Origin of the sequence: Arenivirga flava (genome assembly GCF_030161575.1) — a bacterium.
In the GTDB taxonomy this organism is placed as follows: Bacteria; Actinomycetota; Actinomycetes; order Actinomycetales; family Microbacteriaceae; genus Arenivirga; species Arenivirga flava.
In genome coordinates this window covers 909,613-933,500 of sequence record NZ_BSUL01000001.1, presented here as the reverse complement: position 1 = coordinate 933,500, position 23,888 = coordinate 909,613, and the positions used below count along the sequence as shown (strand labels likewise).

Below are 23,888 nucleotides of genomic sequence, written 5' to 3'. Positions count from 1 at the left end.
CGGGGCGCATCCGCTCGATCTCATCGCAGAGCCCGTCGCGGCGCGACCAGCGCCAGTCGCGCGGCGTCGAGCGGATGCGCGCAGCGGCCGGTTCGCGCGCCCTCGGCGCTGCATCCCCGTGTCGCGGGGCCTCGTGGCTATCGTGAGGTCCATGGCGCACGGGGAAGACGAGCAGCAGAGCGACGACGCGCCCGTCGGGCCGCGGCGCTCCAACTACACGCCGCCCGCCGGGGGATTCCGCTGGTTCGGCCGTGCCTCCGGCCCGTCCGACGACGCCGTGCGCGAGGGCGATGCCGCGCTGGACGACGAGAGCGCCCCTCGCGATGCCGCGGAGCCCGGAGCCGAGCGCCTGAGCGAGCAGCTCGGCGACCTCACCGCCCGTCTCGCTGCCGAGCGGACGGCCGCCGAGCGCCCGGAGGCCCCTTCCGTCGGAGCCTCGCCGTGGGCGGAGCCGACGACCGGTGTGCCGGTGTACCCGTGGGACGAGCCGCAGGCCGAGGCGGTCCCCGCCGACCCTGACCGACCGTGGGCCACGAGCCCTGGTCTGCCCGCGGCGGGCCCGTCGACGCCGAGCGATCCCGCGCCCGAGGACGCCGAGATCGTCGGCGACGCCGAAGACCCGGCTCCGTACGTCGAGCTCACCCCGACCGGCAGCTTCGTGCCGCCACCGGCGCGCCGCTCGCTGCGCGACGACGAGCTCGCCGCCGCCGTCGGATCTCCGGCCGAGGGCGGCACGCTCGCCGCGATCGAGCGCTTCGAGGAGCAGCTGCGGCTGCGCGAGCAGGACACCGCGCAGTTCAACGCCTGGGAACGGGACGTGCTCGCCGAGGGGACGACGGAGGCCTTCGACGAGGTCGAGCGCGTGCGCGGCGGTTTCGCCGGGCTCGTTCCGCCGACCACGGCGGCGATCACGCTGCCGGTGCTGCCGCCGGCCGAGGCCGACGCGCAGCCCGGTGAGGAACCGCCCGGCGAGGAAGCGTCCGCTGGACCCGAGTCTCCGACGGTGGAGCCCGACGCATCGCCCGACGACACCCCGGCGCTCGTCCTGCACGAGCGGCTCGATTGGCAGGACGGGCCGTCGCCCATCACGGTCGAGGGCGAGATCGTGCCCTCCGAGCCGGTCGAGGGTGAGATCGAGCCCTCCGAGCCGCTCGCGTCCGAGCCCGCGGCCGAGCTGGAGCGCGTCGATCCCGTCGCCCCGATGCGGGTGCCCATCGGCATCGTGCACATCGACGCCGCCGCCGCCGACCCCGAGCCCGAGGACCAGGCGGAGGCGGTCGACGACCGCGAGCCGCTGCCGCGCCCAATGGATTCCGCCGGGGCGGCCCTCGACACCGCACCGATCTCCTCCGTGCAGGCCGCCCAGGACATCGACGAGCTCCTGCAGCCCGAGCCCGCTCGCCCGCTGCCGCTGCTCGGCCTCGAAGCCAGCGGCATGCAGCCGACGCCGCAGGATCAGCGCGCCGGTCGCGCCATCCGCCTGTTCTGGCTCTGGTTCGCGCCGCAGTCCTCCGTGCTCGGACTCGGGGTGGGCGCGCTGCTGCTGCTCGGCGGCCTCGACCTGCCGCAAGCGCTGCTCGCGGCCGTCGCGGGTTCCCTCCTCGGCCTCGTGCCGCTCTCGCTCGGCACGCTCGCCGCGATCCGCACCGGCCAGCCGACGATCGTGGCCTCCCGGGCCGTCTTCGGTGTGCTCGGCAACGCGCTGCCGGCCGCGCTCGCGCTGATCAGCCGTCTGCTCTGGGGCGCTGTGCTGCTCTGGGTCATGGGTCTCGGCACGAGTTCCGTGCTGGTCGGCGAGGGACTCGCGGGTCCGCTGGGCGCCGAGCAGGTCTCCATCCTCGCCGTGGCCTTCGCCTTCCTGATCGCGCTGGTCATCGCGTTCGCCGGCTACGGTCTGCTGCACGGCGTGCATCTCGTGCTCTCGACGCTCTCGGTGCTGCTGCTCGGCGGCATGGTCGCGCTCACCTGGCCTCTCGTCGACCTGCAGGCCGCACTGGCGCAGCCGCAGGGCTCCGGTGCCGCCGTGGTGTCGGGCACCGCCCTGGTGCTCTCGTTCACCGGCCTCGCTTGGGCGTTCAGCGGCGGCGACGTGGCCCGTTACCAGCGACCGGGCGGCTCCGGCACCGGCTCGGTGGCGGCGACCGGGCTCGCGAGCGTGCTGCCCACGGTCGGACTGCTCGGCTACGGGGCGCTGCTCGCCGCCTCCGACCCCGCGCTGGCCGGGGGCCTCGCCGGCAACCCGGCCGCCGCTCTCGCCGAGCTGCTGCCGTCCTGGTACGCGGTGCCGCTCGTGCTGGCACTGGTCGGCAGCCTGCTCGCGGGCGTCGTGCTCGTGCTGTACTCGGCGGCGTTCTCGGTGCAGGCGCTCGGGCTGGACGTGCAGCGCCAGTCGGCCGTCGTGATCGTCGGTCTGCTGCTCGCGATCTCGGCGGTCGCACTCATCCTGGCCGTGCCCGACCTGCGCACCTCGATCGACGAGCTCGTCGGCACCGTCGCCGTGCCGGTCGCGGCCTGGGCGGGGATCTTCGCCGGCGACCTGCTCCTGCGCGGTCGCGCGCTCGACACGGAGGACCTGCTGCGCAGCGGAGGGCGCTACCCGGCGTTCGTCTGGGGCAATCTCGCGGCGCTCGTGGTGCTGACGGCGCTCGGTTACGGCCTGCGCAGCTCCGAGCTCGGTGCGCTCTCGTGGCAGGGGTACCTGGCCCAGCCTCTGGGATCCCTCGGACTGCCGGTGCTCGACGCGTTCGCCGACGGAGGCGTCATCGTCGCGCTCCTGCTCGGCCTCGCCTGGTCCCTCGCCACGGCGGGTCCCCGCATCCGCCGTCAGCAGGCCGCCGCGGTCGATGCCTGAGACGCCGCCTCGGTACACTGAGCGGATGCCCACCACCGTCGCCGACGCCCTCTCGGCCGCCGAGCGACGCTGGCCGCAGGGCACCGCCGAGCCCTGGGACGCGCCGGGACTGCTGGTCGGCGATCCCTCCGCCGAGCTGACCCGCATCCACCTCGCCGTCGACGCCACCGTCGCGGTCGCCGAGGAGGCCGTCGCGAACGGCGCCGAGCTGCTGCTCGTGCATCACCCGCTGCTGCTGCGCGGCGTGACGAGCGTTGCCGAGACGGGCGCCAAGGGCGCCGTCATCGCCCGCCTGATCCGCGGAGGATGCGCGCTGCTGGCCGCGCACACGAACGCCGACATCGTCGAGACGGGCACCTCCGGCGTGCTCGCGGAGCGCCTCGGGCTCGTCGACGCCGAGCCGATCGTGCCCTCGCCAGCGCCGGGCCGTGGCCTGGGACGCACCGGGCGCCTCGCTCAGCCCATCACGCTCCGCGCGCTCGCCGAGCGGCTGCAGCAGGTACTGCCGGCGACGGCCGGCGGCATCCGGGTGGCGGGCGACTCCGAGCGCCTCGTCGAGCGCGTCGCGCTCTGCGGGGAGCGGGCGACTCGCTGCTCGGCGAGGCGGCCGTGCGCGAGGCCGACGCCTACATCACGAGCGATCTGCGCCACCACCCCGCGTCCGACGCGCGCGAGCTGGCGGGCATCGCCTCCGGCCCGGCGCTCATCGACGTCTCGCACTGGGCCAGCGAGTCGCTCTGGCTCGAGGCCGCGGCCGAGGAGCTGCGCACCGACCTGCCCGGCGTCACCGTGACGGTGAGCCGGCTCCGCACCGACCCCTGGGACTTCACGCTGCTGCCGTAGCGCCCGCCGACCACCCGAACGACTGGAGACCCCGTGGCCCTCACCGCCAGCCCCCAGGACCAGGCCCGTCTGCTCGACCTGCAGGGCCTCGACACCCGCGTCCGCCAGATCGAGCACAGGGCCACCGCCCTGCCCGAGCACGCCGAGATCACCGCCCTCGCCGGCCAGGGCGTGGCGCTGCGCTCGCGCCTGTCCGCGGCGACCGGCGCGTGGGAGGACAACCAGACCGAGATCCGCCGCCTCGAATCCGACGTCGAGGTCGTCGAGGCTCGTGCGAAGCGCGACCGCGACCGGCTGCAGACCAGCACCTCCGTCAAGGACGTGCAGGCGCTCGAGGCCGAGCTCGTCAGCCTCGCCAAGCGCCGCAGCGACCTCGAGGACATCGAGCTCGAGCTCATGGAGGCGGCCGAGGGGCTGCGCGCCGAGCTCGACGCCGCGCAGGTCGAGCACGCCAGCCTGCAGGGCCGCATCGGGCTCGCCGAGCAGTCGCGCGACGCGGCCCTCGCCGAGCTGCGCGCGGAGCAGGAGCAGGTCGAGGGCGAGCGCGAGCGACTCGCCGCGAGCCTGCCCGAGGAGCTCGTGGCCCTCTACGAGAAGCAGCGCGCCCGCTACGGCTACGGCGCCTCGCTGCTGCGCGCGCGGGTCTCGTCCGCGGCCGGCGTCGCACTCACCGAGTCCGATCTGGCGGGCATCCGCACGGCGGCGCCCGACGCGGTGCTGCTGTGCCCCGAGAGCCAGGCGATCCTCGTGCGCACCGACGAGTCGGGCCTCTGAGCTGCCGGTAGACTGATCGGCGAATGGGTCGGCCAGACGGTCGCGTCAGCCCCTGCGGCTGCCGAGGAACGTCCGGGCTCCGCAGAGCAGGGTCGTGGGTAACACCCACCCGGAGCAATCCGCGAGAACAGTGCAACAGAGAGCAGACCGCCGTCGGGATCCGTCCCGGCGGTAAGGGTGAAACGGTGGTGTAAGAGACCACCAGGGGGTCGGGTGACCGGCCCCGCTGGGTAAACCTGGCCCGGAGCAAGGTCAGACAGGGGACGATGAAGCGGCTCGCCGAGTCCCCGGGTAGACCGCTGGAGGGCTGCAGCAATGCATCCCCGAGAGAGATGGCCGTCCGAAGCCCGCACCACGGTGCGGAGGGACAGAACCCGGCGTATCGGCCGGCCCATTCATCCATCCGCTCGTCGGTCCGATCGCGAGCGGATGCGCTGCGCCGTGAACGCGGAACGGCGGCGCCCCGAGGGGTCGCCGCCGTCCGGGATGCCTGTGCTCAGATGTCCTGCGTGGGCAGGGGCGAGGCCAGCGCCGCGGCGCCCGAGATGCCGGCGTTGTTGCCGAGCGCGGCCGGGATGATCGGCGTGCGCAGGTCGAGCAGCGGCAGGAACTTCTCCGGAGACTTCGAGACGCCGCCACCGACGATGAAGAGGTCGGGCACGATGAGCGCCTCGAGGCGCTCGTAGTACTTCTGCAGGCGCTTGGCCCAGTGCTTCCAGGAGAGGTCCTCGCGCTCCTTGGCCGACACGGCGGCCTTGGTCTCCCAGTCGACGCCGTCGATCTCGAGGTGGCCCAGCTCGTTGTTGGGGATGAGCACGCCGTTGTAGATCATCGCCACGCCGATGCCGGTGCCGAGCGTCGTCATGAGCACGAGACCGTCGCGGTCCTTCGCGGCGCCGTAGCGCACCTCGGCGTAACCCGCGGCGTCGGCGTCGTTGACGAAGTGGATGTCGCGTCCGAGCGCCTCCTCGAAGAGCTTCTCGGCCTCGAGGTCGATCCAGCGCTTCGACACGTTCGCCGCCGAGCGGGTGATGCCGTGCTGCACGACGGCGGGGAAGCAGACGCCGAGGCCCGACTGCGCGTCGGCGCCGCCGAGGCGCTCGACGAGCTGCGCGACGACCTCCACGATCGCCTCGGGCTCACCGCCCTCGGGCGTGGGCAGCTTCTCGCGGTCGCTGATCAGCTTGCCGGTCTCGAGGTCGACGATGCCGGCCTTGATGCCGGTGCCGCCGATGTCCACGCCGAGTGCGGTCGTCGCCATTGATGAAGCCTTCCTTGCTGCGTTGCTGCGGGGTGGTGCGGAGTCAGGGGAGCGTGAGCACGTCGGCGCCGCGCTCGGTCACCACGAGGGTGTGCTCGAACTGGGCGGTGATGCTCTTGTCGCGCGTCGTGACGGTCCAGTCGTCGGGCCAGAGGTCCCAGGCGTGGCCGCCCAGCGTGAGCATCGGCTCGATCGTGAACACCATACCGACCTCCATCACGTCGTCGTACGCCGGGGCGGAGTCGTAGTGGGGGATGATCAGGCCCGAGTGGAACGCCTCGCCCACCCCGTGGCCCGTGAAGTCGCGCACCACGCCGTAGCCGAAGCGCTTGGCGTAGGACTCGATGGCGCGCCCGATGACGTTGACCTGGCGGCCCGGGGCGACGGCCTTGATGCCGCGCTGCAGGGCGAGCTCGGTGCGCTCGACGAGGTCGACGACCTCCTGACGTGGCGAGCCCACCAGGAAGGTGCGGTTGCTGTCGCCGTGCACGCCGTCCTTGTAGGCGGTGATGTCGATGTTCACGATGTCGCCGTCCTGCAGCACCGTGTCGTCGGGGATGCCGTGGCAGACGACCTCGTTGACCGAGCTGCAGATCGACTTCGGGAAGCCCTTGTAGCCGAGCGTCGACGGGTAGGCGCCGTGCGCGACGACGAACTCGTGGCCGATGCGGTCGAGCTCCTCGGTGGTGACGCCGGGCCGCACGGCCTCGCCGACCGCGGCGATGGCCTGGGCTGCGATGCGGCCCGCGGCGCGGATCCGCTCGACGGCCTCCGGCGCGTACACGTCCGATCCGGTGAAGCGCTCGGGGCCGCTCTTGCCGACGTACTCGGGGCGTGCGATCGCTGGGGGCACGCTGCGTGTCGGGGAGATGCGGCCGGCGGTGAGGTGTCCGTCAGCGTCGCGGGGCATACCCTCGATCCTATGTCCGAGTACTGGTACAACATGACCACCGGCGAGGTCGAGGAGGGCCCGAAGTCACTGGGCAGCGACCGCGTCGGACCGTTCCCCGACCGCGAGTCGGCGTCGAAGGCGCTCGATACCCTGCACGCGAACTCGGCCAAGTGGGCCGAGGAGGATGCTCGCGAGGACGACTGATCGCAGCGGGACGGCCCGTGCCGTCGGCGGATGCGCGCGGCCGCGCCCCGTCTCCGCTCAGTCGCGCGCGGGGTCGCCGAAGCTGTGCTCCTCCGCCGGGAAGGCGCCCGTCCGCACGTCGTCGGCGTATGCGGTCGCTGCCTCGGTGAGCGTCCCGCGCAGATCGGCGTAGGCCTTGACGAAGCGGGGCACCCGTCCCGTGGTGAGCCCGGCGAAGTCCTGCCAGACGAGGATCTGCCCGTCGGTGCCGGCGCCCGCGCCGATGCCGATGGTGGGGATCGCGAGCGACTCGCTCACCTCGCGGGCGATGCCCGCGGGCACCATCTCGAGCACGACGGCGAACGCCCCGGCCTCCTGCACGGCCAGCGCGTCGGCGAGCAGCTGCTCCGCGGCCGCGCCCCGGCCCTGCACGACGTGCCCGCCGAGCGCGTGCTCGCTCTGCGGCGTGTAGCCGACATGGCCCATCACGGGCACGCCCGCGTCGACGATGCGCCGGATGGAGGCCGCGCTGCGCACGCCGCCCTCCAGCTTCACGGCGTGGGCGGCACCCTCCTTCATGAGGCGCACGGCGCTGCCGACCGCCTGCTCGGGGGAGACCTCGTAGCTGCCGAACGGCAGGTCGGCGACCACCATCGCCCGCCGCACGGCGCCGGCGACCGCACGCGACAGGGGCAGCAGCTCGTCGAGGGTGACCGGCACGGTGGTGCCGTGCCCGAAGACGACGTTGCCGGCGGAGTCGCCGACGAGCAGGAAGTCGATGCCCGCCTCGTCGAAGATCTGCGCGGTGAGCGCGTCGTAGCTGGTGAGCGCGGTGATCCGCGTGCCCTGCTGCTTCGCGGTGCCGAAGAACCGGGTGCGCACGCGCTTGACCTGCTGGGGGACTGCCTCGCTCATCCCTCGATCCTAGGACGGCTCGGCGATCAGTCCTTGTACGTGATCGGCAGGCGGCGGTCGCGGCCGAAGGCCATGCCCGACACCTTCGGCCCGATCGCGCTCTGCCGGCGCTTCCACTCCGAGCGGTCGATGAGCTTGACGACGTCGTGCACGACCTCGGCGTCGAAGCCCGCGGCGATCAGGTCCTCGCGGCCGAGCTTGCGCGTGACGTAGGCCTCGACGATCTCGTCGAGCACCGCGTAGTCCGGCAGGCTGTCCTGGTCGGTCTGGCCCTCACGCAGCTCCGCCGACGGGGGCTTGCTGATCGAGTTCTCCGGGATCGGGGGCGTCTCGCCGCGGGCGGCGGCGTGCTCGTTGCGCCAGCGCGCGAGCTCCCAGACCAGGGTCTTCGGCACGTCCTTGATCGGGGCGTAGCCGCCGACGCTGTCGCCGTAGATGGTCGAGTAGCCGACCGCGACCTCGGTCTTGTTGCCGGTGGTGAGCACGAGGTGCCCGTCGAGGTTCGACAGGCCCATGAGGATGATGCCGCGGATGCGCGCCTGCAGGTTCTCGGCGGCCAGGCCGGTCAGCTGCAGCTGGTCCTCGACGGGCTGCACGAGGTCGGCGATGGCCTCGGTGCGGTAGTGCACCCCGATCCGCTCGGCCAGGTCGTCGGCGTCGCTGCGCGAGTGGTCGCTCGACCATCGGCTCGGCATGGACACGCCGTAGACGCGGTCCGCGCCGATCGCGTCGGCGGCGATGGCGGCGCAGACCGCCGAGTCGATCCCGCCGGAGAGCCCGAGGGCGACCGAGCGGAAGCCGTTCTTCTCGACGTAGTCGCGCAGCCCGGTCACGAGGGCGCCCCAGAGCTGCGCGCGGTCGTCCGGCAGCTCGGCGATGTCGGCGGGCAGCGGCTCGCGCTCGGGCGCCTCGCCGAGGTCGATCACCACGCGGCGCACGTAGTCGGGCACCGGGTGGTCGGCGGTCGCGGGCGGGTCGAGGTCGACGAGCAGCAGGTGCTCGTCGTACTGCGGCGCGCGGGCGAGGATCTCGCCCTTGCCGTCGACCACGACGCTGTCGCCGTCGAAGACGAGGTCGTCCTGGCCGCCGACGATGTTGACGTAGGCCACGGTCGTGTCGCTCTCGAGCGCTCGGCGCGTGACGAGGGGCACGCGCACCTCGTCCTTGTCGCGCTCGTAGGGCGAGGCGTTGATGACCAGCAGCACGGATGCGTCCGACTCGAGCACGCGGGCGACCGGGCCGCCGTCGCGCCACAGGTCCTCGCAGATGATGAGCGCCACGTCCGCGCCGCGCAACCGCAGCACCATGAGCTCGTCGCCGGGGATGAAGATGCGGTACTCGTCGAACACCGAGTAGTTGGGCAGGTGGTGCTTCGAGTACTTGGCGAGCACGCGGCCGCGGTGGATGACGCTCGCGCGGTTCTGGGCGATCGCGGAGGGGGATGCGTTCGACGAGGTCAGGCGCGGCTCGAACGGGCCGTCGGGGTGGCCGACCACGACGACGAGCTCGCCGAGCCCCTCCTCGTGCAGCCGTGCGGCGAGCGCGTCCACGGCCTCGGCGCTCTCGCGCAGGAAGCTGGGTCGAGCCGCGAGGTCCTCGATGGGGTAGCCGCTGAGCGCCATCTCGCCGACGGCGAGCAGGTCGGCGCCCGCATCGTGCGCGCGCCGGGCGACGTCGACGATGCGCGCCGCGTTGCCCTCCAGGTCGCCGACGATGGGATTGGTCTGGCCCAGGGCCAAGCGGAGACGCGGCATAGCCACTAGCCTAGTGCTGGCCTCGACGTGCTCTTTCGTCGACCCCAGGCGCACTCGCGGGATGGAGTTCAATGGACAAGCAGCGTGACTTCGTGCTCCGGACGATCGAGGAGCGCGGCGTCAAGTTCGTCCGACTGTGGTTCACCGATGTCATCGGCACGCTCAAGTCGGTGGCGCTCGCCCCGGCCGAGGTCGAGGGGGCCTTCGCCGAGGGGCTCGGCTTCGACGGCTCCGCCATCGAGGGCCTGACCCGCACCTCCGAGGCCGACGTGCTCGCGCATCCGGACCCGACCACGTTCCAGATCCTGCCGTGGCGCGGCGAGATCGACCCCACCGCCCGCATGTTCTGCGACATCACCACGCCGGACGGCCAGCCCTCCGTCGCCGACCCCCGCAACGTGCTCAAGCGCACGCTCGCGAAGGCCGCCGATGCGGGCTTCACCTTCTACACGCACCCCGAGGTCGAGTTCTACCTGCTCGAGTCGTCGAAGTTCGGCGCCGAGGGCCCGACGCCGGTGGACAACGCCGGCTACTTCGACAACGTGCCCGGCGGCACCGCCCACGACTTCCGCCGTCGCAGCGTGCGCATGCTCGAGGACCTCGGCATCTCGGTGGAGTTCAGCCACCACGAGGCGGGTCCCGGCCAGAACGAGATCGACCTGCGCTACGCCGACGCGCTGACGACCGCGGACAACATCATGACCTTCCGCACGGTCATCAAGGAGGTGGCGATCGAGCAGGGCGTCTACGCGACCTTCATGCCGAAGCCGCTCTCCGGTCACCCCGGATCGGGCATGCACACCCACCTGTCGCTCTTCGAGGGCGACACCAACGCCTTCTACGAGGCCGGCGCCGAGTACCAGCTCTCCACCATCGGCAAGCAGTTCGTCGCGGGGCTCCTCAAGCACGCCCCCGAGATCACCGCGGTGACGAACCAGTTCGTCAACTCCTACAAGCGCATCTGGAGCGGCGACGAGGCGCCCGCCTACGTCAGCTGGGGCCACAACAACCGCTCCGCGCTCGTGCGCGTGCCGCTCTACAAGCCCGGCAAGGGCACCAGCGCCCGCATCGAGTACCGCGCGATCGACTCGGCCGCGAACCCGTACCTCGCCTTCTCGCTGCTGCTCGCGGCGGGTCTCAAGGGCATCGAGGAGGGCTACGAGCTGCCGGCCGAGGCCGATGGCGACGTCTGGTCGATGACGGATGCGGAGCGCCGGGCGCTCGGCTACACGCCGCTGCCGGCCAGCCTCGACCACGCGCTGCAGCTCATGGAGCGCTCGGAGCTCGTCGCCGAGACGCTGGGGGAGCACGTCTTCGAATACGTGCTGCTCAACAAGCGGCAGGAGTGGCGCGAGTACCGCGCCCAGGTGACGCCGTTCGAGCTGCGCAGCAACCTCGGCATCCTCTGACGCCGCCGCGCATCACGATCCCATGACCCGGACCCGTACGACGCTCAGCGAGCTCGCACGGCTCGGGTTCGCCGAGCTCGGCCGAGCGTCGACCGCCCTGGCCGAGCTCGATCCGGCGATCGGCTCGGACGACCTGCTGCCGCGCTTCGCCGGCACCGCGGACCCGGACCTGGCGCTGCGCCAGCTCGCGCGCCTGGACGAGCGGCACCCGGAGCAGCTGCGCTCCGCGCTGCGGGCGGCGCCCTCGCGCGTGCTGCGCCTGCTCGGTGCCTCGGCGGGCCTCGCCGACTTCCTCGACCGCCGGCCGGAGCACCTGGCGGTGCTGGAGCATCCGCTCGCCGTCCCGCCGTCGGCCGCGGCGCTGCGACGCCGCCTGCTGGACGCGGTCGGAGCGGATGCGGACGCCCCGGTCCCCGAGGCGGAGCTCGCCGGCGAGGACGGTCGCGTCGCGCTGCGGGTGCGCTACCGCGCCGAGCTCGTGCGGTTGGCCGCCTGGGACCTGGAGCAGCCGGACGGCGCCGCCGTGCTCGACCTCGTCGCGGCGGCGCTGGCCGATCTGGCCGCAGCCGCGCTCGAGGCCTCGCTGGCCGTGGCGCGGCGCACCCTCGCGACCGGCGCCCTCGCGGAGGAGCTGCCGCTCACCCAGCTCGCCATCATCGGCATGGGCAAGGCGGGGGCGCGCGAGCTCAACGTCATCAGCGATGTCGACGTCATCTTCGTCGGCGGCAGCCTCGACGAGCAGCGCGTGTCCTCCGCACGCGGCGTCGAGCTCGCGACGCGCCTCGCGATGGAGACGATGCGCGGCATCCAGGAGCTGTCGATCGAACCGCCGCTCTGGGAGGTCGATGCGAACCTGCGCCCGGAGGGCAAGTCCGGCGCGCTCGTGCGGTCGCTCGAATCCCACGTGGCGTACTACGACCGCTGGGCGAGCAGCTGGGAGTTCCAGGCCCTGCTCAAGGCGCGCCCGATGGCCGGCGACGCCGAGCTCGGCGCCGACTACCTCGCCGCGATCGCACCGAAGGTCTGGGCGAGCGCGGCGCGCGAGGGCTTCGTCGAGTCGGTGCAGCGGATGCGCGAGCGGGTCACCGCGCACATCCCCGCCGACGAGGTCGACGTGCAGCTGAAGCTCGGGCCCGGGGGCTGCGCGACGTCGAGTTCACGATCCAGCTGCTGCAGCTCGTGCACGGCCGCACCGACGAGTCCGTGCGCCGGCGCGGGACGATCCCGGCGCTGCGGGCGCTGGAGGCCGGCGGCTACATCGGCCGGGTCGAGGCGGAGGAGTTCGAGCGCGACTACCGCGAGCTGCGGTTGCTCGAGCACCGCATCCAGCTGCGCGACCTGCGGCGGACGCACCTCATGCCCCGCGACCCGGAGGCGCTGCGCGTGCTCGCGCGCTCGTCCGGGCTGGCGACGGGTGCCGAGGGGCTCCTGCAGCACTGGGAGGCGGTGCGCCTCGCCGTGCGCGGTCTGCACGAGAAGCTCTTCTACCGGCCGCTGCTCGCCGCCGTGGCAGCCCTGCCGGAGGACGGCGCTCGGCTGTCGAGCGATCAGGCCGAGGCGCGGCTCGCCGCGATCGGCTTCGCCGACCCGCGCGGCGCGCTCGCGCACATCGCCGCGATGACCGCCGGGGTCTCGCGTCGCGCCAGCATCCAGCGGGCCCTGCTGCCGATCATGCTGCAGTGGTTCTCGGAGGGAGCGGACCCCGACCAGGGCCTGCTCGCGTTCCGGCGCCTCAGCGACGACCTGGGCGACGCCCACTGGTACCTGCGCATGCTGCGCGACTCCACCGCGGCCGCGGCACGCCTCACGCGCGTGCTCGCCGGCTCCCGGTACGTCGTGAACCTCGTCGAGCGCATCCCCGAAGCGGCCGCCTGGCTCGAGGACGGCGACGAGCTGCGCCCGCGCGCGGCCAAGGGCCTGCAGGAGGAGGTCGCCGCCGTCGTCGCCCGGCACGGTTCGATCGACGCCGCGGCCTCGGCGATCCGGGCGCTCCGGCGCCGGGAGGTGCTGCGCCTCGCGCTCGGCGGCATCCTCGGCCTCATCACCATCGAGGAGCTCGGCCGGGGCCTCGCGGACGTCACCTCGGCGACCATCCGCGGCGCGCTCGCTCTGGCGCGGCGCGGCGACGAGCTGCCCCTGGAGTTCGCGGTGATCGCGATGGGGCGCTACGGCGGCGAGGAGCTGGGCTTCGGCTCGGATGCGGACGTCATGTACGTCTACCGCGCCTCCGGGGAGCTGGATGCGCAGACCGCGCAGCGCCGTGCCGAGCGGATCGTGGCTGACCTGAACCGGCTCACCGAGGACGTGCGCCTGCCGTTGGACCTCGACGCGGAGCTGCGTCCCGAGGGCCGCAACGGGTCGATCGTGCGCTCGCTCGAGTCCTACCGCGGCTACTACGCGCGCTGGTCGCAGACCTGGGAGGCGCAGGCGCTGCTGCGTGCGAGCGGCGTCGCGGGCGACGCCGGGCTCATCGAGGACTTCGAGCGCCTCGCCGAGTCGCTGCGCTACCCGCAGGAGCTCCCCGCGGAGGCGGAACGAGAGATCAAGCGCATCAAGGCCCGCGTGGAATCCGAGCGGCTGCCCCGCGGAGCGGATCCGTCACGGCACCTCAAGCTCGGTCGCGGCTCGCTGAGCGACGTCGAGTGGCTCGTGCAGCTGCTGCAGCTGCAGCATGCCGGCGCGGTGCCGGCGCTGCGCACCACCTCGACCCTCGACGCGCTCGATGCGGCGGTCGAGGCCGGCCTGCTCGACGGGGAGGACGCGGCGCGGATGCGGGCCGCGTGGCTGCTGGCGTCGCGGGTGCGCTCGGCGATGACGCTGTGGACCGCGAAGACGGCCGACGTACTGCCGACCGATCGTCGTGCGCTCGAGGGCATCGCCCGCCTGCTCGAGTTCGCCCCCGGCTCCGCCTCCGACCTCGAGGAGCTCTACCTCGCCGTCACGCGCCGCGCCCGCGCCGTGTTCGACCGTCTCTTCTACGGGCTCGACGAGCAGCCCCGTCCGACCGCCCGCTGACGGCGCCGGGCTCCGAGCGATGCGGCCGGAGCTCGCATCCGCTCGTGCCCGTCCGACCGCATCCGCTCGCACCGCCCGGGAACGCGGCAGGGGCCGCATCCGTGACGGATGCGGCCCCTGCTCGTGGTGCGACCGGAGGTCAGACCGAGAAGTAGAGCTCGTACTCGAACGGGTGGGGACGCTGCGCCATCGGCAGGATCTCCTTCTCGCGCTTGTAGTCGATCCAGGTCTCGATGAGCTCCCTGGTGAACACGTTGCCCTCGAGCAGGAACTCGTGGTCCGCCTCGAGCGCGTCGAGGGCCTCGCCGAGCGACGCCGGCACCTGCGGGATGTTCTTGGCCTCCTCGGGCGGCAGCTCGTAGAGGTCCTTGTCGACCGGGGCCATCGGCTCGATCTTGTTCTTGATGCCGTCGAGGCCCGCCATCAGCTGCGCCGCGAAGGCGAGGTACGGGTTGCCGGAGGCGTCGGGCGCGCGGAACTCGATGCGCTTGGCCTTCGGGTTGGTGCCCGTGATCGGGATGCGGATCGAAGCCGAGCGGTTGCCCGCCGAGTAGACCAGGTTGACCGGGGCCTCGAAGCCGGGGATGAGGCGGCGGTACGAGTTGATGGTCGGGTTCGTGAAGGCGAGCACCGCGGGGGCGTGCTTCAGGATGCCGCCGATGTACCAGCGCGCGATGTCGCTGAGGCCGCCGTAGCCCTGCTCGTCGTAGAACAGCGGCTCGCCGTTGCTCCAGAGCGACTGGTGGGTGTGCATGCCCGAGCCGTTGTCGCCCATGAGCGGCTTCGGCATGAAGGTCGCCGTCTTGCCCCACTGCTCGGCGGTGTTCTTGACGATGTACTTGAACTTCAGGATGTCGTCCGCGGCGTGGACCATGGTGTCGAAGCGGTAGTTGATCTCCGCCTGGCCACCGGTGCCGACCTCGTGGTGGGCGCGCTCGAGGATGAGACCGGCATCGATCAGCTTGAGGCTGATGTCGTCGCGCAGGTCGGCCTGCTTGTCCACGGGGGAGACGGGGAAGTAGCCGCCCTTGTAGGGGGTCTTGTTGGCGAGGTTGCCGCCCTCCTCGACGCGCCCGGTGTTCCAGGCGCCCTCCTCCGAGTCCACGAAGTAGAAGCTCGAGTTCTGGGTGACGGAGTAGCGCACGTCGTCGAAGATGTAGAACTCAGCCTCGGGGGCGAAGAACGCAGTGTCGGCGATGCCGGTCGAGGCGAGGTACTTCTCGGCCTTCTTGGCGACCTGGCGCGGGTCCTTCGCGTAGATCTCGCCGTTGCGGGGGTTGTAGATGTCGAAGACCATGATCAGCGTGCGCTCGACGCGGAACGGGTCCAGGTAGGCCGTCGTCACGTCGGGGATGAGCTGCATGTCCGACTCGTGGATGTTCGCGAAGCCGCGGATCGACGATCCATCGAAGAGCTGGCCGACGGTGAAGAACTCCTCGTCGACGGTGGCGGCCGGGATGTTGAAGTGCTGCTGGACACCGGGCAGATCGGTGAAGCGGATGTCGAGGAACTTGACGTCCGTGTCCTTGATGAACTTCAGAACCTCGGAAGAATCACTGAACATGTGATGGCTCTCCAAATGGGGTCGCGTGCGGGCTGCCGGGCGCAGCGCCGCTACGAGGCTATTGACGGGGGTTTCACCGGGGTGTCACTCATGTTTCCGGCATGTTACGAGCACCCCTGCCGACTATCCTTGCAGGATGCCCCCTCCTCCGCAGCGCACGAGCCTGCCCGCAGCGAATTCCCGGGGCAGCGGCTCGGCCTCCCGGAGCAGGGTCCGCGCTCGGTGGCGCGCTTCGGTCGACGCCTCATCGCCCTGGTCATCGACTGGTGGGCGGCCGTGCTGATCGCCGGCGTGCTGTTCCCGAATCCGGCGCCGGACGACGCGGGGCGGATCATGCTGCACCAGACGATCATCGCCGCGGTCTTCGTCGTGCACCGCGTGCTCGTGATCCTCGTGCTCGCCGGCAGCCTCGGTCAGCACATCGTCGGCGTGCGGGTCGTGCCGCTGCGCGGCGGCTGGATCGGGTGGTGGCGGCCGCTCGTGCGCACGGCGCTCATCCTGCTCGTCGTGCCGGCGCTCGTGCTCGATCAGGACCAGCGCGGCCTGCACGACCGCATCGCGGGCACGGTGCTCGTGCGCCGCTGACCCCCTCGCGACGAGGGCCGGTGGCGATCGCCACCGGCCCTCATCGTCTCAGCGTCGACGGGTCAACGCGGTCGCTGCGCGCGCACGCGCATCGGGTCGACGCCCTTCGGGATCGGCAGGCCGTTCTGCCCGAGCGAGCTCAACCGGTTGCCCACGGCGAGGATCTCGGCCTTGTTCAGCGCCTTCTTGCGCTTGGCGATGGTGCGGGCGAGCCTGTGCAGCGGCACGGCGTCGTCCTCGGGGCCGACGTGCACGCGGGCGATCGGCACGTTCGGCAGGATGCGGGCGACCTTGCGGCGCTCGTCGTCGAACATCCGCTTCGTGCGTCCCTCCGAGCCTTCGCTGATCAGCACGACACCGCCCTTGCCGACCGCGCGGTAGAGCGCGTCCTGGGTCTTGCCGTTCACGGCGACGGGCATCTCGCTCGCACGCCATCCGCGACGCAGAGCGTTCTTGAGCACGGCGCCGACGGCACCGGGCTGGCCTTCGATCTGCTGGAAGGCCGCGCGCTCGGCGAGCCGGCCCAGCAGCAGCAGGAAGACGAGCAGACCGGTCATCAGACCGACGAGGATCCAGAGGATGAAGCCGAGGATGTTGCCGGCCGAGGTCACGAAGGCGAGCAGCACGCCCAGCAGCACGGGCACGATGAAGCCCGCGAGCATGATCGGCAGCGCGGTGGCGTCGTGCCGCCGGGTCATCTGGAAGACCTGCCACATCTGCTTGAAGCGGCCGGGTTCCTTCGGCGTCGAGGGGGTGCTGCTGTTGCGTGCCATAGTGCCAAGGATAGGGCACCGGAACCGCCCCTCCCACGCCGTGGGGGTGTCGATGAACCCACCGATCCGGACGTCCCGCGACGGCGGTCGGGGGCGCTGGCGCAGGATGCCCGCATGCTGCATGAGACGACATCGGGCGGGTACCGCGTGCTGCGCGGTCTGGGGCGGGGCGACCGGGCGGAGGTGCTGCTCGCCGCGGGCGAAGGCGACCCGGTGGCTCTCAAGCGGTTCCTGCCCCACGTCCCCCTGGGACGGGTGCTGCTCGAGCTGGATGCGATCGAGCGCATCGACGCGCCGCACCTGCCGAGGGTGCTCGATCTCGCCACGGGCGACGACGGCGAACCGGTCGTCGTGCTCGAGCGCTGGTCGCCGTTCACGCTCGGGGCGCTGCTGGCGCGCCGCGGCACGATCGCGGCGGGCGAAGCCGTCACGCTGCTGGCCCCGATCGCCGAGACCGTCGAGCGGATGCACGCCGCCGGTGTCGCGCACGGCGCGCTCGTCCCCGGCGCCGTGCACCTCGCGGTGGACGGCGCCCCCGTGCTCGGCGGCCTCGGAGCTCTCAGTCGGTTCGCCGACGGGCCGGCCTCCGAGGCGGTGCGCAGCGGCTCGCAGGAGGTGGCTCGCGACGCGCAGGCGCTGACCGCCCTCGCGGCGATCGTCGCAGAGCACCTCGACGGTGCGGGTGCCGGTCTGCGGCGGCGCATCGAGGAGTTCGCGGCCGCCGTCGGTGACGAACCGCAGCGACGCTCCTTCGAGCTGCTCGAGGTGCTCTTCGGGGCGGCGCCCGCCGCGGCGGTGCGGTTCCCCGGAGCGGGCCGCCGTGTCGCGGAGCGGCCGAGCGCCGCGATGCCGGCCCGGCTCGACGCGCCCCCGCCGGGGGAGCGCGACGTCGAGCCGAGCGGAGCGGGACCCGTCGGCTGGCTCGCCGCCGCGCAGCTGCCGGAGTGGCTCGAACGTCTCGTCGACGCGGAGGTCGGTGCGGTGCAGCGGTGGGCGCCCGTACGGCGCTTGCGACGCTCGATCGCCTCGGTCCGTCCCCGGTTCCGCGTGCTCGGCGCCATCGCCGTCGTCACCCTGCTCGCGCTCGGCGGCGTCGTGCTGCAGCGCGCCGACGGTCAGCGCGAGAATTCCGCTGCGGCCACGCCGCCCGAGACGACGTCGAGCCACGACCCGCGTCCGGAGCCGTCCGATGCCGCCGCTCGGGACGCCGCGGGCGTGCGGGATGGAGATGCGCCGCGCGGCGCGGCCGGGCCGGACGCCCTCGACGCCGCGATCACGGGCGACGACGCGTTGGCCGCGGCCTCCGCGCTGCTCGCCTCGCGCGACGACTGCCTGAGGCGTGCCGAGCACACGTGCCTCGACGGCGTGCTGCAGGCCGGTTCGGCCCTGCTGGCCGAGGACCGCGCCCGCGTCGACGCGACGCAACGGGACGGCGTCGCGGCGGAGCTGCTCGGTGCGCCCGCCGACCTCCGGATCGTGCAGGAGCTCGGGGGAGCGGTGCTCGTGGCCGCTGCCTTCCCCGATGCGGCGCCGCAGACGACAGCGGCCTCGCTCCTCATCGTGAGGAGCGAGGCCGGCTGGCGTCTGCGCGATCTGCTCTAGGAGCGTCTCCCGCCTCGGATCAGATGCCGAGATCCGCGGTGAACTCCGCCTCCTCGAGGCGGTTCTTGATCGCGACGAGGAACCGGGAGGCGTCCGCGCCGTCGATCGTGCGGTGGTCGTACGAGAGCGCGAGGTAGACGTACGAGCGGATGGCGATGGCCTCCTGGCCGTCCACCTTCACCACACCGGGGCGCTTGGTCACGATGCCCGTGCCGAGGATCGCCGACTGCGGCAGGAAGACCACCGGGGTGTCGAAGAGCGCGCCGCGCGATCCGGTGTTGGTCACCGTGAAGGTGCCGCCGGAGAGCTCGTCGGGCTTGAGCTGGTTGTCGCGGGTGCGCTGGGCCAGATCGGCGATCTGGGCGGCGAAGCCCGCGAGGTCGAGCTCGCCGGCGTCGCGCACGACGGGCGTGAGCAGGCCGCGCTCGGTGTCGACCGCGATCGAGATGTTCTCGCTCGCCGGGTAGACGATGCTGTCGCCGTCCACCGTCGAGTTGATGATCGGGTAGGCCTTGAGCGCCTCGGCGGCGGCCAGGGTGAAGAACGGCAGGAACGAGAGCTTGTTGCCGGTCTTCTCGAGGAACTCGCCCTTGACCTTGTCGCGCAGCGTCGCGAGCTTCGTGACGTCGACCTCGACGACCGAGGTCAGTTGTGCCGTCTGCTGCAGCGAGGCGACCGCGCGCTCGGCGACGACCTTGCGCAGACGGGTCATCTTGACCGTGGTGCCGCGCAGGTCCGAGACGGGGAGCTTCGTCGACGCCTTGGCGGCGGGGGCCTCTGCAGCGGAGCCCGACGACTTGGCGGCGGCGAGCACGTCCTCCTTGCGGATGCGTCCGCCCACGCCGGAACCGGTGACGGTCGACAGGTCGACGCCCTGCTCGTTCGCGAGCTTGCGCACGAGCGGGGTGACGTAACCGGCGGCGGAAGCGTCCGCGGCAGGAGCCTCTGCGGCCGGAGCGGCGGCAGGTGCCTTCGCGGGCTCGGCGGGGGCCTGCTCGGCCGGAGCCGGAGCCTTCTCAGGCTCCGCAGCGGACTGCTCGGCCGGGGCCTCCTCGGCGGCCGGCTGCTCGGCGGGGGCCTCTTCGGCGGGAGCCTCCTCCGCGGGCGCCTCCTCGGCAGGAGCCTCCTCCGCGGGTGCCTCCTCGGCAGGAGCCTCCTCCGCGGGTGCCTCCTCGGCGGGGACGTCGTCGGCCGGAGCCGAGGAGCCGTCGCCGATGCGCACCAGGGCGGTGCCGACCTCGACGGTCTCGTCCTCCTGGACGAGGATCTCCTCGATGACGCCGGCGACGGGGAGGGGATCTCGGTGTCGACCTTGTCGGTCGACACCTCGAGCAGGGGCTCGTCCACCTCGACGCGGTCGCCCACGTTCTTCAGCCAGCGGGTCACCGTTCCCTCGGTGACGCTCTCTCCGAGCGCCGGGAGGTTGACGGATTCGCTCATCAGCGTTGCTCCTTATTTCTGCAGTCGTTGCGGGTCGTGGTGGCTCAGAGGGCGTGCAGGGGCTTGCCTGCGAGCGCGAGGAAGGCCTCGCCGAGCGCCTCGTTCTGGGTCGGGTGCGCGTGGATGAGGGGGGCGACGTCCTCGGGGTACGCCTCCCAGTTCACGGCGAGCTGAGCCTCGCCGATCAGCTCGCCGACGCGGGCGCCGATCATGTGCACGCCGACGACCGGGCCATCCTGCACGCGGACGACCTTGATCGATCCGCTCGTGCCGATGATGTGGCTCTTGCCGTTGCCGGCGAGATTGTACTCGTAGCTCGAGACCTTGTCGGCGCCGAACTGCTCCTTCGCCTTCGCCTCGGTGTAGCCGACCGAGGCGACCTCGGGCTCGGAGTAGGTGACCTTGGGGATGTTGACGTCCTCGATCACGACGGGCTTCAGGCCCGCGATCTCCTCGGCCACGAAGATGCCCTGCTGGAAGCCGCGGTGCGCGAGCTGCAGGCCGGGCACGATGTCGCCGACGGCGTAGATCGACGGGACGCTCGTCTGGAGGCGCTCGTTGGTGATGACGAAGCCGCGGTCCACGGTGACGCCCTGCTCCTCGAAGCCGAGGCCGGCGGTCGAGGGCCCGCGGCCGACGGCGACGAGCAGCAGCTCCGCCTCGACGGTCTCGCCGTTCTCGAGGGTGACGACGACGCCGTCGTCGTCCTGGGTCACGCCGGAGAAGCGCACGCCGAGCTTGTAGTCGATGCCGCGCTTGCGGAACGCCCGCTCGAGGGCCTTCGAGATCGACTCCTCCTCGTTGGGGACGAGGTGCGGGAGCCCTTCGATGATCGTGACGTCCGCGCCGAACGACTTCCAGACGCTGGCGAACTCGACGCCGATCACGCCGCCGCCGAGCACGGCCACCTTCTTGGGCACGAAGTCGAGCGCGAGGGCGCCCTCGGAGGTGATCACACGGCCCCCGATCTCGAGGCCGGGCAGGCTGCGCGAGTAGGACCCGGTGGCCACCACGACGTGCTTGCCGGTGATGCGGTCGTCGCCGACCTGCACCGTGTTCGGGCCGACCAGCTTGCCCTCGCCGGCGATCGTGGTGATCTTGCGCGCCTTCAGCAGACCCTGGAGGCCCTTGAACTTCGAGGAGACGACCTCCTCGCGGTACGCGGTCACACCGGCGATGTCGATGCTGTCGAACGAGGCCTTGACGCCGTACTTCTCGCTGTCCTTGACGCCGTCCGCGATTTCGGCCGCGTGCAGCAGCGCCTTCGTCGGGATGCATCCGCGGTGGAGGCAGGTGCCGCCCACCTTGTCCTTCTCGATCAGCGCGACGGAGAGGCCGAGCTGGACGCCCCGCAGCGCGGCAGCGTAGCCGCCGCTCCCCCGCCGAGAACGACGATGTCAAAGTTCTGTTCCGACACCCAGCAACTCCCTCGTGCTACAGGTTGAGATGTCGGTGAGCCGGGTGGTGTTCGGCGCACCGGAGAAGGCGCAGGTCGCGCCGGGTCCGACCCTACACCCCGCGGCTGAGGCGCTCCGCCAGGCTGATGAGGGTGCGGACCCCCACGCCGCTGGAGCCCTTCGGGGTGAAGCCGTAGGCGCCCACGCCGTTGTTCGCGGGGCCGGCGATGTCGAGGTGGGCCCAGGGGATCGGGGTGCCGTCCGGGCGGGTGCCGACGAACTCCTGCAGGAAGAGCCCCGCCAAGAGCATGCCGCCCGCGGGGTCGCCCATCTTGGCGTTGGCGATGTCAGCGATGTCCGAGTCGAGCTTGCGGCGCAGGTACGGCGGCAGCGGCATGGCCCAGAACTCCTCGCCAACCGACTCGGCGGTCTCGAGCACCCGGGCGACCAGATCGCGGTCGCCCATGGTGCCGACGATGCGGTCGCCGAGGGCCACGCGCGCAGCCCCCGTCAGGGTCGCGATGTCGACGATCGCGTCCGGCCCGTCCTCCGCCGCGGCGACGAGTCCGTCGGCCAGCACGAGGCGCCCCTCGGCGTCGGTGTTCAGCACCTCCACGGTCGTGCCGCCCTTGATCGTGAGCACGTCCCCCGGGCGGGTCGCCGTGCCCGAGGGCATGTTCTCGGCGAGGCACAGCCAGCCGGTCACGCGCACGGGCAGCTCCAGCGCCGCCACCGCGAGGACCGAGGCGAGCACCGAGGCGGCACCGGTCATGTCGTACTTCATGCCGACCATCGACGCGGCCGGCTTGAGCGAGAGCCCCCGGTGTCGAAGGTGATGCCCTTGCCGACGAGCGCGAGGTGCCGCTCGGCACCGGCGGGGTTCCAGTCGAGCCGCACCATGCGCGGGCCGCGAGGCGACCCGCTGCCGACGCCGAGCAGGCCTCCAAAACCTCCGGCGGCCAGCGCGTCCTCGTCGAGGATCGCGGCATCGACCCCAGCGACTGCCGCCAGCTCGGCGGCGCGCTCCGCGAGGTTGCCCGGGTAGAGGTCGTTGGCCGGGGTGTTCACGAGGTCCCGCACGCGGTGCACGGCCTCGGCGACCACCCGGGCGCGCTCGAGGATCGCGGCGGCGTCCTCCACCGCGGTCGGGATGACGACGGCGGATGCGGGTCCGCGGTCCTCGCCGTTCCCCGCGCTCTTGTAGCCGGCGAAGCGGTACGCGCCGAGGCCGGCGCCCTCCGCGACCGCGGCCAGCGACGCCGCGTCGTCTGCGGGCAGCGCGAGCACGACGCGGTCGACGCCCCGCAGCTGGCGCAGGGCGCTGCCGGCGGCGTAGCGGAGCGCATCCGCATCCGTCGCGGCGCCCAGTCCGATGAGCGCGATCGAGTCGGCGGCGTCGGAGCCCGGCAGGCGCAGCAGCTGGTCGGCGGAGCCGGTCGCGCCGATCGCGCCGAGCGCGGCCTGCAGCGCCGCATCCTCGATCAGCAGCTCAGGGCCGTCGGCGGTCGAACGCACGCCGAGGACGAGCACCTGCCCGGGGATGTCGATGGCGGGCTGCGTGCTGATCTCGAGGCTGGGAAGGCTCATGCGGCAACCCTATCGAGCGGCCGGCGGGGCGCCGCGCGCCTGTTCGCTGTCGGCGCTCGCACCCGCGCCGCGAGGCCGAGCGCGTCGCCCTAGGCTGGACGGCATGCTCGATCCCTCAGGTCTGTACGACCTCGCCGACGGTCTCGACGGAGTGCCGGAAGGGCTGCCGCTCGTCGCCGGTCTGACCGGCTTCACCGACGCCGGCTCCGTCGTCGGTCAGATCTCCGAGCACCTCCTCGAGCACCTCGAGCACAGCGAGGTCCTCGTCTTCGACAACGACGCGCTGCTCGACTACCGGGCGCGCCGGCCGATCTTCACGTTCGACGGCGACCGCCTCACCGATTACGCGCCGGCCAGGCTCGCGCTCGACCTGGTGGTCGACGAGCTCGGGCACCCCTTCCTGCTGCTGACCGGTTTCGAGCCGGACTTCCAGTGGGAGCGCTTCGCGGCCGCCATCGTCGGCATCGTGGACCGCTACCGCGTGTCGACGACCACCTGGGTGCACGCCATCCCCATGCCGGTGCCGCACACGCGGCCGATCGGCATCACCGTCAGCGGCAACCGGCGCGAGCTCGCCGATGCGCTGTCGGTCTGGCGTCCGCGCAGCCAGGTGCCCGGCAACGCGCTGCAGCTGGTCGAGTACCGGCTGCAGGAGCTGCAGCACCCCACCGCGGGCCTCGTGCTGCTCGTACCGCACTACCTCGCAGAGACGGAGAACCCCGGAGCGGCGGTCGCGGCGCTCGAATCCGTCAGCGCGGCGACAGGGCTCGTCTTCCCGACGGACCTGCTGCGCGACGAGGACCGCGAGTACCTCGCCAAGGTCGACGATCAGGTGGAGGACAACAGCGAGCTCTCGCGGCTCGTCGGCACGCTCGAGGAGCGGCACGACGACTACATGCAGAACGCCTCGCCGCTGCGCTCGCCGCTCACCGACGAGGACGGGGCCCTGCCGAGCGCCGACGAGATCGCCGCCGAGCTCGAGCGCTTCCTGGCGAGCCGGCGCGACGACGACGGCGAGCCCCCGCTCGCGTGAACCCCGCGCA

General features: G+C 72.4%; 13 protein-coding genes, 1 other RNA gene and 5 pseudogenes. 10 read left to right on the top strand and 9 right to left on the bottom strand.

The window, feature by feature from the left end:
* The first annotated feature begins 151 nt into the window (after window positions 1–151).
* The 4 genes and pseudogenes from QQK26_RS04570 to rnpB all read left to right on the top strand — a co-directional run bounded on the left by QQK26_RS04570 (window position 152) and on the right by rnpB (window position 4,866).
* Window positions 152–2,851, top strand: coding sequence for a cytosine permease (locus tag QQK26_RS04570; RefSeq protein WP_284230470.1), 2,700 nt, complete (start codon window positions 152–154; stop codon window positions 2,849–2,851).
* A 25-nt stretch (window positions 2,852–2,876) separates the two neighbouring features.
* Window positions 2,877–3,694: pseudogene (locus QQK26_RS04565) on the top strand (Nif3-like dinuclear metal center hexameric protein).
* Between the two features lie 33 nt (window positions 3,695–3,727).
* Window positions 3,728–4,468 carry a zinc ribbon domain-containing protein gene (locus tag QQK26_RS04560; RefSeq protein WP_284230468.1) on the top strand — a complete coding sequence of 247 codons (741 nt, stop codon included), beginning with the start codon at window positions 3,728–3,730 and terminating at the stop codon, window positions 4,466–4,468.
* Between the two features lie 24 nt (window positions 4,469–4,492).
* Window positions 4,493–4,866, top strand: an RNA gene (gene rnpB, locus QQK26_RS04555) — RNase P RNA component class A.
* A 98-nt stretch (window positions 4,867–4,964) separates the two neighbouring features.
* Here the strand turns inward: rnpB and ppgK are convergent.
* A complete protein-coding gene (ppgK, locus tag QQK26_RS04550) occupies window positions 4,965–5,729 on the bottom strand; it encodes a polyphosphate--glucose phosphotransferase (protein WP_284230466.1) in 765 nt (254 codons plus the stop codon).
* 43 nt (window positions 5,730–5,772) lie between these two features.
* Window positions 5,773–6,639, bottom strand: a complete 867-nt coding sequence (gene map / locus QQK26_RS04545; protein WP_284230464.1) for a type I methionyl aminopeptidase — start codon at window positions 6,637–6,639, stop codon at window positions 5,773–5,775.
* Between the two features lie 12 nt (window positions 6,640–6,651).
* Here map and QQK26_RS04540 point away from each other — a divergent pair, with 12 nt between their 5' ends.
* Window positions 6,652–6,825, top strand: a complete 174-nt coding sequence (locus tag QQK26_RS04540) for an SPOR domain-containing protein (protein WP_284230462.1) — start codon at window positions 6,652–6,654, stop codon at window positions 6,823–6,825.
* A 57-nt stretch (window positions 6,826–6,882) separates the two neighbouring features.
* Here QQK26_RS04540 and panB read toward each other — a convergent pair whose 3' ends face one another.
* On the bottom strand, window positions 6,883–7,719 hold the full coding sequence (panB, locus tag QQK26_RS04535) for a 3-methyl-2-oxobutanoate hydroxymethyltransferase (protein ID WP_284230461.1): 837 nt from the start codon (window positions 7,717–7,719) through the stop codon (window positions 6,883–6,885).
* A 26-nt stretch (window positions 7,720–7,745) separates the two neighbouring features.
* Window positions 7,746–9,473, bottom strand: a complete 1,728-nt coding sequence (locus tag QQK26_RS04530; RefSeq protein WP_284230459.1) for an NAD+ synthase — start codon at window positions 9,471–9,473, stop codon at window positions 7,746–7,748.
* Window positions 9,474–9,544: 71 nt separating this feature from the next.
* Between QQK26_RS04530 and QQK26_RS04525 the strand changes: the two genes are divergently transcribed.
* Both QQK26_RS04525 and QQK26_RS04520 read left to right on the top strand, forming a co-directional pair.
* Window positions 9,545–10,882: a glutamine synthetase family protein gene (locus QQK26_RS04525; protein ID WP_284230458.1), complete on the top strand. Its 1,338-nt coding sequence runs from the start codon at window positions 9,545–9,547 to the stop codon at window positions 10,880–10,882.
* Window positions 10,883–10,904: 22 nt separating this feature from the next.
* A pseudogene (locus QQK26_RS04520) lies at window positions 10,905–13,897 on the top strand (bifunctional [glutamine synthetase] adenylyltransferase/[glutamine synthetase]-adenylyl-L-tyrosine phosphorylase).
* Window positions 13,898–14,036: 139 nt separating this feature from the next.
* Here the strand turns inward: QQK26_RS04520 and glnA are convergent.
* Window positions 14,037–15,461, bottom strand: coding sequence for a type I glutamate--ammonia ligase (glnA, locus tag QQK26_RS04515; protein WP_284230457.1), 1,425 nt, complete (start codon window positions 15,459–15,461; stop codon window positions 14,037–14,039).
* A gap of 222 nt (window positions 15,462–15,683) precedes the next feature.
* Here glnA and QQK26_RS04510 point away from each other — a divergent pair, with 222 nt between their 5' ends.
* Window positions 15,684–16,046: an RDD family protein gene (locus tag QQK26_RS04510; RefSeq protein ID WP_348519987.1), complete on the top strand. Its 363-nt coding sequence runs from the start codon at window positions 15,684–15,686 to the stop codon at window positions 16,044–16,046.
* Between the two features lie 62 nt (window positions 16,047–16,108).
* Here QQK26_RS04510 and QQK26_RS04505 read toward each other — a convergent pair whose 3' ends face one another.
* A complete protein-coding gene (locus tag QQK26_RS04505) occupies window positions 16,109–16,819 on the bottom strand; it encodes a DUF4191 domain-containing protein (RefSeq protein WP_284230453.1) in 711 nt (236 codons plus the stop codon).
* A 114-nt stretch (window positions 16,820–16,933) separates the two neighbouring features.
* Here QQK26_RS04505 and QQK26_RS04500 point away from each other — a divergent pair, with 114 nt between their 5' ends.
* Window positions 16,934–18,421 carry a serine/threonine-protein kinase gene (locus QQK26_RS04500; RefSeq protein ID WP_284230451.1) on the top strand — a complete coding sequence of 496 codons (1,488 nt, stop codon included), beginning with the start codon at window positions 16,934–16,936 and terminating at the stop codon, window positions 18,419–18,421.
* Between the two features lie 19 nt (window positions 18,422–18,440).
* Here the strand turns inward: QQK26_RS04500 and sucB are convergent.
* The 3 pseudogenes from sucB to QQK26_RS04485 all read right to left on the bottom strand — a co-directional run bounded on the left by sucB (window position 18,441) and on the right by QQK26_RS04485 (window position 22,845).
* Window positions 18,441–19,861: pseudogene (gene sucB, locus QQK26_RS04495) on the bottom strand (2-oxoglutarate dehydrogenase, E2 component, dihydrolipoamide succinyltransferase).
* A gap of 44 nt (window positions 19,862–19,905) precedes the next feature.
* Window positions 19,906–21,278: pseudogene (gene lpdA / locus QQK26_RS04490) on the bottom strand (dihydrolipoyl dehydrogenase).
* 92 nt (window positions 21,279–21,370) lie between these two features.
* Window positions 21,371–22,845, bottom strand: a pseudogene (locus QQK26_RS04485) (leucyl aminopeptidase).
* 103 nt (window positions 22,846–22,948) lie between these two features.
* Between QQK26_RS04485 and QQK26_RS04480 the strand changes: the two are divergent.
* Window positions 22,949–23,878, top strand: coding sequence for a proteasome assembly chaperone family protein (locus QQK26_RS04480; protein ID WP_284230450.1), 930 nt, complete (start codon window positions 22,949–22,951; stop codon window positions 23,876–23,878).
* The last annotated feature ends 10 nt before the right edge of the window (window positions 23,879–23,888 follow it).

What these genes read in the sequence shown, in the direction of transcription:
- QQK26_RS04570 (WP_284230470.1), top strand. Translation starts at nt 152, where the DNA reads ATGGCGCACGGGGAAGACGAGCAGCAGAGCGACGACGCGCCCGTCGGG.
- ppgK (WP_284230466.1), bottom strand. Translation starts at nt 5,729, where the DNA reads ATGGCGACGACCGCACTCGGCGTGGACATCGGCGGCACCGGCATCAAG.
- map (WP_284230464.1), bottom strand. Translation starts at nt 6,639, where the DNA reads ATGCCCCGCGACGCTGACGGACACCTCACCGCCGGCCGCATCTCCCCG.
- QQK26_RS04540 (WP_284230462.1), top strand. Translation starts at nt 6,652, where the DNA reads ATGTCCGAGTACTGGTACAACATGACCACCGGCGAGGTCGAGGAGGGC.
- panB (WP_284230461.1), bottom strand. Translation starts at nt 7,719, where the DNA reads ATGAGCGAGGCAGTCCCCCAGCAGGTCAAGCGCGTGCGCACCCGGTTC.
- QQK26_RS04530 (WP_284230459.1), bottom strand. Translation starts at nt 9,473, where the DNA reads ATGCCGCGTCTCCGCTTGGCCCTGGGCCAGACCAATCCCATCGTCGGC.
- QQK26_RS04525 (WP_284230458.1), top strand. Translation starts at nt 9,545, where the DNA reads ATGGACAAGCAGCGTGACTTCGTGCTCCGGACGATCGAGGAGCGCGGC.
- glnA (WP_284230457.1), bottom strand. Translation starts at nt 15,461, where the DNA reads ATGTTCAGTGATTCTTCCGAGGTTCTGAAGTTCATCAAGGACACGGAC.
- QQK26_RS04505 (WP_284230453.1), bottom strand. Translation starts at nt 16,819, where the DNA reads ATGGCACGCAACAGCAGCACCCCCTCGACGCCGAAGGAACCCGGCCGC.
- QQK26_RS04500 (WP_284230451.1), top strand. Translation starts at nt 16,934, where the DNA reads ATGCTGCATGAGACGACATCGGGCGGGTACCGCGTGCTGCGCGGTCTG.
- QQK26_RS04480 (WP_284230450.1), top strand. Translation starts at nt 22,949, where the DNA reads ATGCTCGATCCCTCAGGTCTGTACGACCTCGCCGACGGTCTCGACGGA.